We start from the raw sequence: 12,903 nt of genomic DNA on the forward strand, positions 1-12,903 counted from the left end.
ACCGAGGGGCGCCGGGAGATCATCGGCTTGGGCATAGGGCCTTCGGAAGCGGAGACGTTCTGGACCGAGTTCCTGCGATCCCTGCGCGCCAGGGGACTCGGCGGGGCCAGGCTGGTGATCAGCGACGCCCACACCGGCCTCAAGGCCGCCATCGCCCGCGTGTTCGAGGCGACCTGGCAGAGGTGCCGCGTTCACTGGATGCGCAATGCGCTGGCCCATGTCTCCCGAGGCCAGCACACCGTCGTCGCCGCCGCGATCCGCCAGGCCTTCGACCAGCCCGACCGCGCCCATGCCGGCGAGACCTGGCGCAAGGTCGCCGAGCAGCTCCGCCCACGCTGGCCCAAGCTGGCCGATCTCATGGATGCCAGCGAGCACGACGTCCTGGCCTACATGTCGTTCCCCCGCCAGCACCGCACCAAGCTGCATTCTACGAACCCGATCGAACGCCTGAACAAGGAGGTGAAGCGCCGAGCCGATGTCGTCGGGATCTTCCCGAACGAGGCCTCGATCATGCGCCTGATCGGCGCCGTGCTGTTCGAGCAGAACGACGAGTGGCAGACCTCGAGCCGCTACATGATGGTCGAGGCCTTCGCCCAGATCGACAAGGAGGAGGTCGACCCCATTCTCAGCATCACAACGAAAGCCGCCTGATCATGCCCTCAGGCCATCCGGGAAATTACACCAGCTTGACGGACGTGACCGGCCGACGCGGTTACCTGCTCCAAAGCCTGCACATGGCAGCTATGGAAGCACCAGCGGGGCTGACCCGCGCGCGATGGTGCATTTTCGGGATGATGGGTTTGACGTGGGGCGGTGCGCCGTCAGGCCCAAAAATCACAATAAAAACAATACTTTATGTGGTTAAGTGGCGGAGAGACAGGGATTCGAACCCTGGGAACCCGTGAAGGCTCAACGGTTTTCGAGACCGCCCCGTTCGACCACTCCGGCACCTCTCCGCAACCTGTGGCCTCGTGGACCGGTGATCTAGTGCGAAGCGCCGGGCGTTGCAACCGTTTTTCTGGACCCTTGCCGGTTCAAGGACGTGATGCGCGGGCAGTTGGATTCCGCGCGGATCGGGATTACCTCTAGGGCAGTCAGCCACCCCGGATGCCCCGATGCGACGCCTGCTTGTTTTGCCCATCCTTGTCTTTCTGCTTGCCTTTCCGGTGCCGCTTCGGGCCGGAGCTTCCGGGGGACTCGACACCCTGCTTGAGGCGCTCGCGCTCGACGACCTCGTTGCGATCATGCGCGAGGAGGGGCTGGGCCATGCCGATGAGCTTGCCGACGAGATGTTTCCGGGCAGGGGGGGCGCGCGCTGGAAGGCGGCGGTGATGCAGATCTATGACGGCGGGCGCATGTCGGGCGAATTGCGGGACAGCCTCTCCGCGACGCTTGCGGGGGCCGATCTGGATCTGCTTTTGGACTTCTTCACCTCGGATGAGGGGGCTCGGATCGTCTCGCTGGAATTGTCGGCGCGCCGTGCATTGCTGGACGAGGCGGTCAAGGCGGCCAGCCGCGAGCGCCTGGAGGAGATGCAGGCCGATGACGACCCTCGGCTTGAGTTGATCGGGCGCTTTGTCGAGGCGAACAATCTGGTCGAGGCGAATGTGGCCGGGGCGCTGAACGCGAATTATGCCTTTTATTCCGGGCTTGCCGACGGGCGCGCCTTCGATTTCGACCTGACCGAGGAGCAGATGCTGGCCGATGTCTGGGGCCAGGAGCAGGAAATCCGCGACGAGACCCGGGACTGGATCTATTCCTATCTGGCGATGGCCTATGCGCCGCTGCCCGATGCCGCGCTGAAGGCCTATGTCGCGATATCGGAAACCCGGGAGGGCGCTGCCCTGAACGCCGCGCTGTTCAAGGCCTTCGACACCAGCTTCACCCGGATCTCGCGCGAACTGGGTCTGGCCGCTGCCGGATTCATCGCCGGTCAGGATCTCTGATCCGGGCGTGCCGCGGCCCTTGACTTGGCGGCATGAATCGCGGATACGCACGGCTCCGGCCCCGCTGCACAGCTTCGGGGCCGTCAATGTTGACAACGTCCCGCACGGGGCGCGCTGTCCGAGGCGCAGATGCCGAACGCCGCCCGCCGGGCGGGGCCACAGGACGCGGCAGAAAAGAAGGAAAAGGCCCATGTTCGCGGTCCTCAAGACCGGTGGCAAGCAGTACAAGGTCCAGTCGGGCGATGTGCTGCGCGTCGAGAAGCTCGCCGCCGATGCCGGCGACACGGTTCAGTTCAACGAGATCCTCATGGTCGGCGACACGATCGGCACGCCCAATGTGGCCGGTGCCGCGGTGCAGGCCCAGGTGATCGACCAGATCAAGGGTGACAAGGTCATCCACTTCGTAAAGCGCCGCCGCAAGCACAGTTCCAAGCGCACCAAGGGCCACCGCCAGCAGTTGACGCTGGTTCGGGTGACCGAGATCCTCGCCGCGGGCGGCGAAGGGACCGGCGTCAAGGCCGCGATCGGCGCGGGCAGCGTTGCCTCTGCCGCGTCGGGCGTCGTGGCCGCGAAACCGGCCGCGGCCGGTGGCGACGATCTGAAGAAGCTGTCGGGCGTCGGCCCGGCGATGGAAAAGAAATTCCACGAGGCGGGCATCACCCGCTATGCCGAGATCGCTGCCTGGACGCCCGAGCAGGTGGCCGCCATGGAAGAGCGCCTTGGCACCAAGGGAAAGATCGAGAAAGAGGGCTGGGTCGAGCAAGCCAAGACCCTGGTCCAGGGCTAAGCGAGAGGAGAGGACGACATGGCACACAAGAAAGCAGGCGGCTCCTCGCGTAACGGCCGCGACTCGGCCGGTCGACGCCTCGGCGTCAAGATCTACGGTGGCCAGTCGGCCATCCCCGGCAACATCATCGTGCGCCAGCGCGGAACGAAGTTCTGGCCGGGCGAGGGTGTCGGCATGGGCCGCGATCACACGATTTTTGCGGTCTGCGAAGGCGCCGTGACCTTCCACAAGGGCCTGAAGGGCCGCACCTTCATTTCCGTTCTGCCGGTAGCCGAGGCCGCGGAGTAAACCGACACCACGCGAGAATCGACAAAAGCGGGGGATCGGTTGCGAACCGGTCCCCCGCTTCGTTATTCGTAACCGGCACGATGCATGGGGAGGCGCGGGTCGGGGACGAGGCGCAGGAACCCGCCGACCGCCCGGACCCGACTTGCGGACGGGCTGCACCGTTGCCATCTGACCCGAGAGGGGCGCGAGGAGGAGAAGCATGAAACTGGACGTCGTTTCCAGCCAACCCGTCATCGAGGCGACACGCTTCGTTCTGCGGCCGGTGCGCCGGTCCGATGCCGGACTTCTGGGGCTTTACACGGGCGATGAGCGCGTGGCGCGCTTTACCCGTTCGATCCCCCATCCCCTGCCGCCCGGCACGACCGAGGCGTTCATCCAGCGTGCCCAGAATCGCGATCACAGCGAGGATGTCTGGGTCATGGATGGGGCCGCACAGGGGCTGTCCGAGGTGCTGGGGGTGATCGGCCTCGACCGGATGGAGCGCGACCAGTCGCAGATCGGCTATTGGGTGGCGCCCGCCTTCTGGAATACCGGCCTCGCCTCCGAGGCGGTTCATGCCCTGATTGCGGCCAATCCGCAGGGCTGCAAGACGATCTTCGCCGAGGTGTTCCAGGACAATCCCGGCTCGGCGCGGGTGCTGACCAATGCGGGGTTCGAGTATATCGGCGATGCCGAGGCATTCTCGGTCGCGCGCGGGGCCAAGGTGGCCACCTGGACCTATCTGAAGAAACTCGACTAGGCGATGGGGGCGGCGTCCGCGTTCATCGTCGAGACGCCGCGCCTTGTGATCCGGCCGTTGGCGGCAACCGACGGGCCGACGCTGGGTCGTATCGCGACCGACCCGCGCGTGGCGCCGATGATGGGCACGATCCCGGTGCCCTGGTCGGACTCCGAACGCGCGTTGTGGATCGCCAAGGGGCGCTTTCGCGGAGAGGTCGGTTTTCGTGTCGGGGTCGCACGACGCGGTGATGGTCAGTTGATCGGTGCCTGCGGGCTTTGGGGGGCGCCTGCGGGGCTGTTCTATTTCCTCGACCCCACGCAATGGGGCAGGGGCTTTGCCACCGAGGCGCTGCGCGCGTTCCTCGCCGCCTCTTTCGTCCGCCTGCCGGGACTTGACGTGGTCACGGCCGATCATTTCGCCGACAACCCCGCCTCGGCCCGGGTGCTGCAAAAGCTGGGCTTCAGGCAGATCGGCACCGGGATGGGGCAGTCGCTGGCGCGGCTTGAGCCTGCGCCGAATATCCACTATCGCCTGTTCCGCACCAGCTTCGAGGCCGTCCATGAAATTTCTTGACCTCGCCAGGGTCCATATCCGGTCGGGCAGCGGCGGGAATGGCTGCGCCAGTTTCCGACGCGAGAAATTCGTCGAATATGGCGGCCCCGATGGCGGCGATGGCGGCCGCGGCGGCGATGTCTGGGTCGAGGCGGTCGACGGGCTGAACACGCTGATCGATTTTCGCTACCAGCAGCATTTCTTTGCCGACAACGGCCGCCCCGGCATGGGGCGGCAGAAGACCGGCGTTTCGGGCGACGACATCGTGCTGCGCGTGCCCGTGGGCACCGAGATCCTGGATGAGGACGAGGAAACCCTGATCGCCGATATGACCGAACTGGGCCAGCGCGTGCTGCTGGCCAGGGGCGGCAATGGCGGCTGGGGAAACCTGCATTTCAAGACCGCGACCAACCAGGCGCCGCGCCACGCCAATCCGGGCCAGGAGGGGGTGGAGCGGACGATCTGGCTGCGGCTCAAGCTGATCGCGGATGCGGGGCTGCTGGGCATGCCGAACGCGGGCAAGTCGACCTTTCTGGCCGCCACCTCGAACGCCCGGCCCAAGATCGCCGATTATCCCTTCACGACGCTGCATCCCAATCTGGGGGTGGTCGGCATCGACGGGGTGGAATTCGTGATCGCCGACATTCCCGGCCTGATCGAGGGCGCGCATGAAGGCCGCGGCATCGGCGACCGCTTTCTGGGCCATGTCGAACGCTGCGCCGTGCTTTTGCACCTGATCGACGGCACGTCCGAGGATGTGGTGGCCGATTACCGCACGATCATCAACGAGCTTGAGGCCTATGGCGGGCATCTGGCCGACAAGCCGCGGGTCACCGCGCTGAACAAGATCGACGCGCTGGACGAGGACGAGCGCGCCGAAAAGATTGCCGCGCTGGAGGCCGAGATCGACCGGCCGGTGCTGGCGATGTCGGGCGTCTCGCGCGAGGGCATCGCCGAGGTTCTGCGCGCGCTCCGGGCCGAGATCGACGAGGACCGGTTGCGCCATCATGCGGGCGGGGACGAGGACGAGACATGGCGTCCCTGAGCGGTGCGAAGCGGATCGTCGTCAAGATCGGCTCGGCGCTTCTGGTCGATCGCGACAGCGGCGCGCTGCGCGCGGACTGGCTGCGCGCGCTGGCCGAGGATGTGGCGATGCTCAAGGCACGCGGCGCGGATGTGATCCTGGTCTCGTCCGGATCCATCGCGCTGGGCCGCGGTGTGCTGGGGCTGGGGCTGGGCACGCTGGCGCTGGAACAGTCGCAGGCCGCCGCCGCGGTCGGCCAGATCCGGCTGGCGCGCGCCTATGAGGAAGTGCTGGCGCCGCACGGCATCACCACGGGCCAGGTGCTGGTGACGCTGGAGGACAGCGCGGACCGCCGCCGCTATCTGAACTCGCGCGCGACTCTGGAAACGCTGCTGGGCTATGGCGTCGTGCCCATCGTGAACGAGAACGACACGATCGCGACCGACGAGATCCGCTATGGCGACAACGACCGGCTGGCCGCGCAGGTGGCGGTGACGGTGGGGGCCGATGTGGCGGTGCTGTTGTCGGATGTGGACGGGTTCTACACCGCGAACCCGGTGCAGGATCCCGGTGCGCACCGCTTTGACCTGATCGAGGAGATCACCCCCGAGATCGAGGCAATGGCGGGCGATGCGGCTTCGGGCCTGTCCAAGGGCGGCATGAAGACCAAGCTGATGGCCGCCAAGACCGCCACCGGCGCGGGTTGCGCGCTGGCGATCACCCAGGGCGCGGTGCTGCGGCCCCTGAAGGCACTGGAGGACGGCGCGCCCTGCACCTGGTTCCGGCCCAAGGGCGACCCGCAGGCCGCGCGCAAACGCTGGATCGCGGCGATGAAACCGCGGGGCACGATCACCGTCGACGCGGGTGCGGTCGTGGCGCTTGGCACCGGCAAGTCGCTGCTGCCCGCGGGGGTGGCGGCGGTCACCGGCGATTTCGGGCGCGGCGATCCGGTGACGATCCTGGGGCCCGAGGGGCAGGGGCTGGGCACCGGCCTGACCCGCTACACCTCGGCCGAGGCGCGGCTGATCCGCGGCTGCCGTTCGGGTGACATCGAGGCCATTCTGGGCTATCCCGGCCGCGCGGCGCTGATCCACAGGGACGACATGGCGACATGAAGGACGAGACCGACATTCCCGCGATGATGGCCGAACTGGGCGCGCGGGCGAAGGCCGCGGCCGCAGAGCTTGCCTTTGCCGATCCGGCCGCCAAGCGACGCGCGCTGGAGGCTGCGGCTGACGCCGTCGCGGCGCACGAGGCCGAGATCCTTGCCGCCAACGAAAAGGACATGGCGTTCGGCCGCGACAAGGGCCTGAGCCCGGCGATGCTGGACCGGCTGAAGCTTGATGAGGCCCGGATCGCGGGCATCGTCGCGGGGCTGCGCGCGGTCGCGGCCCAGCCCGATCCGGTCGGGCAGGTGATGGCGGAATGGGACATGCCGAGCGGCCTGCATATCCGCCGGGTGCGCACGCCGCTGGGCGTGATCGGCGTGATCTATGAAAGCCGCCCGAACGTTACGGCGGATGCGGGGGCGCTGTGCCTGAAGGCCGGCAACGCGGTGATCCTGCGCGGCGGCTCCGAGAGTTTCCACTCCTCGGGCGCGCTGCATGCCTGTCTGGTGGACGGCCTGCGCGCGGTCGGCCTGCCCGAGGACGCGATCCAGCGCGTGCCGACGCGGGACCGGGCGGCCGTTTCCGCGATGCTGGCGATGACCGGGGTGATCGACGTGATCGTGCCGCGCGGCGGCAAGGGGCTGGTCGGCCTTGTCCAGCGCGAGGCCCGCGTGCCGGTCTTTGCCCATCTCGAAGGGATCGTGCACATCTATGTCGACCGCGCGGCCGACCCCGAAAAGGCGCTGCGCGTGGTGCTGAACGCCAAGACCCGGCGGACGGGCATCTGCGGGGCGGCGGAATGCCTGCTGGTCCATCGCGATCTGGCCGATGGGCTGGGCGCCGATCTGGTCGCGGCGCTGGTCGCCGCGGGCGTGCGGGTGCATGCGGACGAGGCGCTGGCGCGGCTGCCCGGCACGATCCCGGCCACCGCCGAGGATTGGGGGCGCGAATATCTCGACATGGATATCGCGGCGCGCGTGGTCGAGGATATCGACGCGGCCATCGCGCATGTGCGGGCCCATGGCTCGGGCCACACCGACGCGATCCTGACCGAGGATGATGCGGCAGCGGCGCGGTTCTTCGAGCGGCTGGACAGCGCGATCCTGATGCGCAACGCGTCCACCCAGTTCGCCGATGGCGGCGAGTTCGGCATGGGTGCCGAGATCGGCATCGCGACCGGCAAGCTGCATGCGCGCGGCCCGGTGGGGGCCGAGCAGTTGACGAGCTTCAAGTATCTGGTCGAGGGCGCGGGAAGCATCCGCGGCTGAAAGGGCAGGCAAGGGGCGCTCCCGCCCCCGTCCGGCGCAAGGCGCATGCGCCTTGCTTGTCCGGGGTTGGGCGTGGCGCGGCCTTGCGGCCGCGGCCTCCGGCGGGGATATTTGTCGCCAGAAGACGGCCCGGATCTCAGCCCGAGGGGCGTTCCGCCCAGCCCGCGAAGATGCGTTCGAGCACCAGCACCGCGTAGTAGAGCAGGATGCCGAGCGCGGCGAGCGCGATCAGGACGGCGAACATCAGCGGATAGTCGCCATTGGTCTCGCCCGACTTGAAGAGCGCGCCGAGGCCGCGGCCATGCGGCGAGACGATTTCCACGAGATTGGTGCCGATGAAGGCCAGCGTCACCGAGACCTTGAGAGCGCCGAAGAACTCCGGCAGCGTCTTGGGCAGCGCGATCTTCCAGAAGATCGTCATGCGCGAGGCGCCGAGGCTGCGCAGGATGTCGCGATATTCCGGCTCCAGCGTCGAGAGCCCGATTCCGACCGAGACGGCGATGGGGAAGAAGCTGATCAGGAAGGCCATGAGCACGGTGTTGAAATCATGCTGGCCGACGAACAGCAGCGCGATCACCGGCACCAGCGTCGCCTTGGGGATGGCGTTGAAGCCCACCAGAAGCGGATAGAGCGCGTCGCGGGCGATCCGGGAAAAGCCCATGAGCACGCCGATACCCGTGCCCACCAATACCGCGATGCCAAGCCCCAGCACCGTGCGCCAGAGTGTCTGCCAGCCCATTTCCAGGAACAGGTGACGGAATTTCCAGAAGGCGGGCGGCAGATCCGAGGGCGAGGCCATCTTGTAGTTCGGCCATTGGTTGACCCAGACCAGCGCCTCCCACAGGCAAAGGAAGATCAGCACGGCGGCGATCGGCACGGCGATCTTGCGCAACATGTCCATCAGTGGGTTTCTCCGTCACGGCCCTGCGCGATGCGGATCTGGTCGCGCAGGTAATGCAGCATGTCCTGGGCTGCGGGCTCGAACAGGATGTCGAGCGTGCGGTCTGCGGACAGGGTCACATCCAGCACGGCCTGGGTGCGGGCGGGCCGACCCGACAGGACGAAGACCTGATCGCCCAGGAAGACGCTTTCGCGCAGGTCATGGGTGATGAGAACGCAGGTGAAGGGTTCTGCCGCGCGCAGATCGCGCATGGTCTGCCACAGATCCTCGCGGGTGAAGGCGTCGAGCGCGCCGAAAGGTTCGTCCATGATCAGCACGTCGGGCTTGTGCACGATGGCGCGGCAGAGGCTGGCGCGCTGGCGCATGCCGCCCGACAGCTCGCTCGGGCGCTTGTGCTCGAAACCCTTGAGCCCGACCATCTCGAGCAGGTGCAGCGCGCGCGCCTCTCGGTCCCGGCGCGGCATCCCCGGCGCGACGATCTCGAGCGGGAGGATCACGTTCTGCAGGATCGTGCGCCATTCCAGCAGCACCGGGTTCTGGAACGCCATGCCCACCGTCTTTCGCGGGCCGGTGACGCGTTCGCCATGCAGCCAGACCTCGCCCCGGTCGGGTTTCATCAGCCCCGCGATCAGCCGCGTCAGGGTGGACTTGCCGCAGCCCGAGGGGCCGACGACGGCGGCGAATTCGCCCTCGGGAACCGAGATGTTCAGATCGTCCAGCACCGGCAGCGGGCCGGACTTCGTGCGATAGGCGTGGGTGACGCCCTTGATGTCGATGAGATTGTCCATGCCGGATGAGAGATCGCCCCCGGGCCTGCGCAAGGCGGGCCCGGGGGCGGAATCCCTGTCACTCCATCGACAGGCTGCCGTCAGCGGGCAGGAAGGAGGCGTCGAAATACAGCGCCATGTCGGGGGCGTTGGTGAACTCGTAGACCGATTTCGTCTGCTCGATGGCCAGCGCCATGCGCTCGGGGTCGATATTGCCCATGCCGTTGGCCATGACCCAGTCGGTCATCACGTTGTCGGCCAGCGCCATCTGAAGCCGCTCGGTCTCCAGCGCCTTGTCGGCGGCGGGGTTGCGCCGGATCAGGCTGTCGATGGCGGCCTCGGGGTCGGCCACGGTGTCCTTCCAGCCCCTGGCCACGGCGCGCAGGAAGCCGGTGATCACCTCGGGATTGGCCTGGGCAAAATCGCTGTTGGCGATGATCGCGTTGCCGTAAAGCGCCACGCCATGATCGGCCATCAGGATCACCGAGATGTCCTCGGCCGGAACGCCGAGCCGCTTGAGGTTCAGCGTCGAGGAAAATGAAAAGCCGGTGACCGCGGCCACCTTGCCCTCGGCCAGCATCGGCTCGCGCACCGGGAAGCCAACGGGTTCGACCGTGACCGTCGCCATGTCGATGCCGTTCTCGGCGGCGAAGATCGGGAATTGCGCCCAGGCGCCATCGGGGGGCGGGGCGCCCAGCACCTTGCCTGCGATATCGCCCGGCGCCTCGATGCCCAGCGACTTGCGCCCGACCATGGCGAAGGGCGGCTTGTCATAGACCATCATCACCGCGATCACGGGGGCGCCGGGGTTCTGGTCGAGGAATTTCATCAGGCTGTTGATATCGGCGAAGCCCACCGGGAAGGCGCCGGTCGCTACTTTCGGGATTGCATCGAGCGAGCCCGCGCCCTCGCTGATCTCGACCGTCAGTCCTTCCTCGGCAAAGAGGCCCTTGTCCACGGCCACGAAATAGGGTGCCGCAGGGCCTTCGAATTTCCAGTCGAGGGCAAAGGACAGCGAGGTTTCGGCCTGGCTTGCCGTGGCGACCAGCGCCGCGGCGGCGAAGCTGGCAAAGGCATGTCGGAACATGAGTCTCTCCACTTGGTGTTGTCCGGCGACCGTGGCCGCGGCGTGCGCAAAGTTTAATCGACGTGGCCCGGAATTGGGACAAGAGCAGAAATCCGGTTCGGAAAACAGGCGTTTCGGTGGGATGATGCTGAAAAACCATGCGCGTGGCTATTGGAATGCGGGTGCCGGGGGCGTGTCGGTGACGCACTTCGGTCGGACAGCCCCCGCCCGGCGGGGAATCATCCGCCCCCGGCCATCCGCGCGACCCTGGCACCCCGGCGCGGTCCGGTTTGCCGTTGCCAAGGCCTCGCAGGTGTTGTGAACTCGCGCGCCAGCGATGCAGGCGAAGCGGCCCCTTGACGGTGCCCGTTCAGCGTCCTCTGGCCGGAGCCCCCATGCCGCGACATGGCAACATGACCCCCAACCGCTGCGTGGCCAATGGCTGCGGCGGGCGGGGGCGTGCCGCGTGAGCCCCGGCCTCGATCAGGTCGGCACCATCGCGGCGACGATGGTGGGTGGGCTTGCGCTGTTCCTCTTCGGGATGGAGATCATGACCCGCGCGCTGAAGCAGGTCGCGGGCGAGTCGATGAAGACGATCCTGGCGCGGATGACCGGCAACCGCTTTGCCGGGCTGACCGCGGGGGCGGTGGTGACGGCGCTGATCCAGTCCTCGTCGGTAACGACGGTGCTGCTGGTGGGATTCATCTCGGCCGGGCTGATGACCTCGGCGCAGAGCGTCGCGGTGATCCTGGGCGCCAATATCGGCACGACGCTGACCGCGCAGGTTCTGGCCTTCGATGTCGATGCGCTGGCCTTGCCGATGCTGTCGCTGGGCTTTTTCGGCTCGCTGCTGGCGCGGCGCAGCCGTCATGCCGAGATCGGGCGGATCGTGCTGGGGATGGGGATGATCTTCTTCGGCATGGCGACGATGAAGACGGCGATGGCCCCGCTGCGCGACGTTCCGGCCTTTCTCGATCTGCTGGCGACGCTCGACAACCTGCTGCTGGCGGCGCTGGCGGGCGCGGTGCTGACCGCGGTGTTGCAGGCCTCGGCGTTGACGGCCGGGCTGGCGATCGTCCTGACGGGGCAGGGGCTGATCGGGCTGGAAACCGCCATCGCGATCGCGCTGGGTGCCAATGTCGGCACCTGCATGACCGCACTTCTGGCCTCGATCGGACAGCCGCGCGAGGCGGTCCGGGCGGCGATCGTGCATGTGATCTTCAATGTCGCAGGGGTCGTGCTGTGGATCGGGTTCATCGACCAGCTTGCGGTTCTCGCGCAACTCTTCGCCCCCGAGGGCGCCTCGACGCCGCGCCATCTGGCCAATGCCCACACGATCTTCAATGTGGCCAATGCGTTCCTGTTTCTCGGCTTTACCGGGCAACTCAGCCGTCTGGTGCTCTGGCTGCTGCCGGACCGCCCCGAGCGGGTCGAGCCGCTGCACGCACCGCGCCATCTGGACCGGCAACTCCTTCAGGTGCCCGCCTTCGCCCTGGATGCCGCGCGGCTCGAGGTGGGGCATCTGTCCGAGCTTGTCCGGAGCCAGTTGGACGCTGCAATGCCCACGGTCGTCTCGGGCAGCCTGTTCGAGATCGACCGGCTGAAGGTGATGGACCGCCCCGTGGACCTGCTGCACCGCGAGATCGTCGGCTATCTGAGGGAGGCGGGGCTGGGCCGACTGCCCGAGGAACAGTCCAAACGGCTGCTGGCGCTGATGCGCATCGCCAATGACCTTGAACATATCGGCGATCTGGTGGCCACGGGGCTTGTGACCTCGGCACGCAAGCGCCACGAGGAGAACGTGGTGATAAGCCCGCAAACCGCGGCGATGCTCGGGCGGCTGCATCGCGAGGTTCTGCGCGCCTTCGACGGGGTCGTCGCCGCGCTGGAGGCGCAGGATGCCGGGCCAGCGAAAACGGTGCGCGAGATGAAAACGGGGTTCTCGGCGCTGATGGAGGAGGCCGCCGCGCACGAGGTCGTGCGGTTGAGGGCCGATGCGCCGCGTCGGTTGCACACCTATACAAGAGAGATCGAACTGACCCAGACCTTCGACGACATCTTTCGCATCCTGCGCCGGATCGCGCGGACGGAGCTTGGAATCTTCGTGGAGCTTTCCGTGCCCGATGCCGGTGACGCCAACGGCCCAGCGGAAAACCGCGCCGCGGAGTGAATGCCGCGCCCGGTCGCGCGGAATTGGGCCGGGCGGGGACGGTGCATTCGGGTCCCCCGTGCTGCGACCTTGAGTGATCGGAACGGGAGATGGGAAACACACCTTCCGGGCCGTGCGACGCCGCGATGCCTCCCCCGAGAGGGATATCTGGTCCCTTGGGCGAGATGTCCGGCATCAAGCGTATTCCGCCCAGCATCCCCTGACGCCTGTGCGGTGCTTGACGGCGGTCAATTACAGGGCATCGGCCGCGTGGCAGACAGGGCGATCTGTCCGCAAGGGGGGCTTGCCATGGGAAGCGTCCGGG

Annotated in this window: 13 protein-coding genes and 1 tRNA gene; 10 read left to right on the top strand and 4 right to left on the bottom strand. The window is 67.3% G+C overall.

Annotated features, from left to right (window positions below; all coding sequences use genetic code 11):
• Positions 1 to 651 (top strand): IS256 family transposase (locus tag EV216_RS15665; RefSeq protein WP_132696473.1); only part of this gene is annotated, 651 nt, incomplete at its 5' end.
• 215 nt (positions 652 to 866) lie between these two features.
• On the opposite strand, the gene EV216_RS15670 is transcribed toward EV216_RS15665, so the two are convergent.
• A tRNA-Ser gene (locus EV216_RS15670) sits at positions 867 to 956 on the bottom strand.
• Between the two features lie 159 nt (positions 957 to 1,115).
• Here EV216_RS15670 and EV216_RS15675 point away from each other — a divergent pair.
• From EV216_RS15675 to EV216_RS15710, 8 genes are all read left to right on the top strand, one after another.
• Entirely contained in the window at positions 1,116 to 1,946 is an 831-nt protein-coding gene (locus tag EV216_RS15675; protein ID WP_132696474.1) for a DUF2059 domain-containing protein, read from the top strand.
• 190 nt (positions 1,947 to 2,136) lie between these two features.
• On the top strand, positions 2,137 to 2,733 hold the full coding sequence (locus EV216_RS15680; protein ID WP_132696475.1) for a 50S ribosomal protein L21: 597 nt from the start codon (positions 2,137 to 2,139) through the stop codon (positions 2,731 to 2,733).
• 18 nt (positions 2,734 to 2,751) lie between these two features.
• Positions 2,752 to 3,021 (top strand): 50S ribosomal protein L27, encoded by a 270-nt coding sequence (gene rpmA / locus EV216_RS15685; protein ID WP_132696476.1) that lies wholly within the window; start codon positions 2,752 to 2,754, stop codon positions 3,019 to 3,021.
• A 199-nt stretch (positions 3,022 to 3,220) separates the two neighbouring features.
• Positions 3,221 to 3,760, top strand: coding sequence for a GNAT family N-acetyltransferase (locus EV216_RS15690; protein ID WP_132696477.1), 540 nt, complete (start codon positions 3,221 to 3,223; stop codon positions 3,758 to 3,760).
• A gap of 3 nt (positions 3,761 to 3,763) precedes the next feature.
• A complete protein-coding gene (locus EV216_RS15695; protein WP_132696478.1) occupies positions 3,764 to 4,315 on the top strand; it encodes a GNAT family N-acetyltransferase in 552 nt (183 codons plus the stop codon).
• Entirely contained in the window at positions 4,302 to 5,339 is a 1,038-nt protein-coding gene (gene obgE, locus EV216_RS15700) for a GTPase ObgE (RefSeq protein WP_132696479.1), read from the top strand. Before EV216_RS15695 ends, obgE begins: the two co-directional genes overlap by 14 nt.
• The gene (proB, locus tag EV216_RS15705) at positions 5,327 to 6,433 is read left to right on the top strand and encodes a glutamate 5-kinase (protein ID WP_132696480.1); all 1,107 of its coding nucleotides are present in this window, start codon (positions 5,327 to 5,329) and stop codon (positions 6,431 to 6,433) included. The genes obgE and proB overlap by 13 nt, the downstream gene beginning before the upstream one ends.
• Entirely contained in the window at positions 6,430 to 7,695 is a 1,266-nt protein-coding gene (locus EV216_RS15710) for a glutamate-5-semialdehyde dehydrogenase (protein WP_132696481.1), read from the top strand. Before proB ends, EV216_RS15710 begins: the two co-directional genes overlap by 4 nt.
• A 136-nt stretch (positions 7,696 to 7,831) precedes the next feature.
• Here EV216_RS15710 and EV216_RS15715 read toward each other — a convergent pair whose 3' ends face one another.
• The 3 genes from EV216_RS15715 to EV216_RS15725 are packed head-to-tail and all read right to left on the bottom strand — an operon-like array spanning position 7,832 to position 10,450.
• Positions 7,832 to 8,596 (bottom strand): ABC transporter permease, encoded by a 765-nt coding sequence (locus EV216_RS15715; RefSeq protein WP_132696482.1) that lies wholly within the window; start codon positions 8,594 to 8,596, stop codon positions 7,832 to 7,834.
• A complete protein-coding gene (locus tag EV216_RS15720) occupies positions 8,596 to 9,384 on the bottom strand; it encodes an ABC transporter ATP-binding protein (RefSeq protein ID WP_132696483.1) in 789 nt (262 codons plus the stop codon). Before EV216_RS15720 ends, EV216_RS15715 begins: the two co-directional genes overlap by 1 nt.
• A 58-nt stretch (positions 9,385 to 9,442) precedes the next feature.
• Positions 9,443 to 10,450: an ABC transporter substrate-binding protein gene (locus EV216_RS15725; protein ID WP_132696484.1), complete on the bottom strand. Its 1,008-nt coding sequence runs from the start codon at positions 10,448 to 10,450 to the stop codon at positions 9,443 to 9,445.
• A 445-nt stretch (positions 10,451 to 10,895) separates the two neighbouring features.
• Here EV216_RS15725 and EV216_RS15730 point away from each other — a divergent pair, with 445 nt between their 5' ends.
• On the top strand, positions 10,896 to 12,599 hold the full coding sequence (locus EV216_RS15730; protein WP_165899290.1) for a Na/Pi cotransporter family protein: 1,704 nt from the start codon (positions 10,896 to 10,898) through the stop codon (positions 12,597 to 12,599).
• Positions 12,600 to 12,903: the final 304 nt, after the last annotated feature.

The organism is Rhodovulum steppense (genome assembly GCF_004339675.1).
In the GTDB taxonomy this organism is placed as follows: domain Bacteria; phylum Pseudomonadota; class Alphaproteobacteria; order Rhodobacterales; family Rhodobacteraceae; genus Rhodovulum; species Rhodovulum steppense.

What these genes read in the sequence shown, in the direction of transcription:
- EV216_RS15680 (WP_132696475.1), top strand. Translation starts at nt 2,137, where the DNA reads ATGTTCGCGGTCCTCAAGACCGGTGGCAAGCAGTACAAGGTCCAGTCG.
- EV216_RS15690 (WP_132696477.1), top strand. Translation starts at nt 3,221, where the DNA reads ATGAAACTGGACGTCGTTTCCAGCCAACCCGTCATCGAGGCGACACGC.
- rpmA (WP_132696476.1), top strand. Translation starts at nt 2,752, where the DNA reads ATGGCACACAAGAAAGCAGGCGGCTCCTCGCGTAACGGCCGCGACTCG.
- EV216_RS15710 (WP_132696481.1), top strand. Translation starts at nt 6,430, where the DNA reads ATGAAGGACGAGACCGACATTCCCGCGATGATGGCCGAACTGGGCGCG.
- EV216_RS15675 (WP_132696474.1), top strand. Translation starts at nt 1,116, where the DNA reads ATGCGACGCCTGCTTGTTTTGCCCATCCTTGTCTTTCTGCTTGCCTTT.
- EV216_RS15720 (WP_132696483.1), bottom strand. Translation starts at nt 9,384, where the DNA reads ATGGACAATCTCATCGACATCAAGGGCGTCACCCACGCCTATCGCACG.
- EV216_RS15695 (WP_132696478.1), top strand. Translation starts at nt 3,764, where the DNA reads ATGGGGGCGGCGTCCGCGTTCATCGTCGAGACGCCGCGCCTTGTGATC.
- EV216_RS15725 (WP_132696484.1), bottom strand. Translation starts at nt 10,450, where the DNA reads ATGTTCCGACATGCCTTTGCCAGCTTCGCCGCCGCGGCGCTGGTCGCC.
- EV216_RS15715 (WP_132696482.1), bottom strand. Translation starts at nt 8,596, where the DNA reads ATGGACATGTTGCGCAAGATCGCCGTGCCGATCGCCGCCGTGCTGATC.
- proB (WP_132696480.1), top strand. Translation starts at nt 5,327, where the DNA reads ATGGCGTCCCTGAGCGGTGCGAAGCGGATCGTCGTCAAGATCGGCTCG.
- obgE (WP_132696479.1), top strand. Translation starts at nt 4,302, where the DNA reads ATGAAATTTCTTGACCTCGCCAGGGTCCATATCCGGTCGGGCAGCGGC.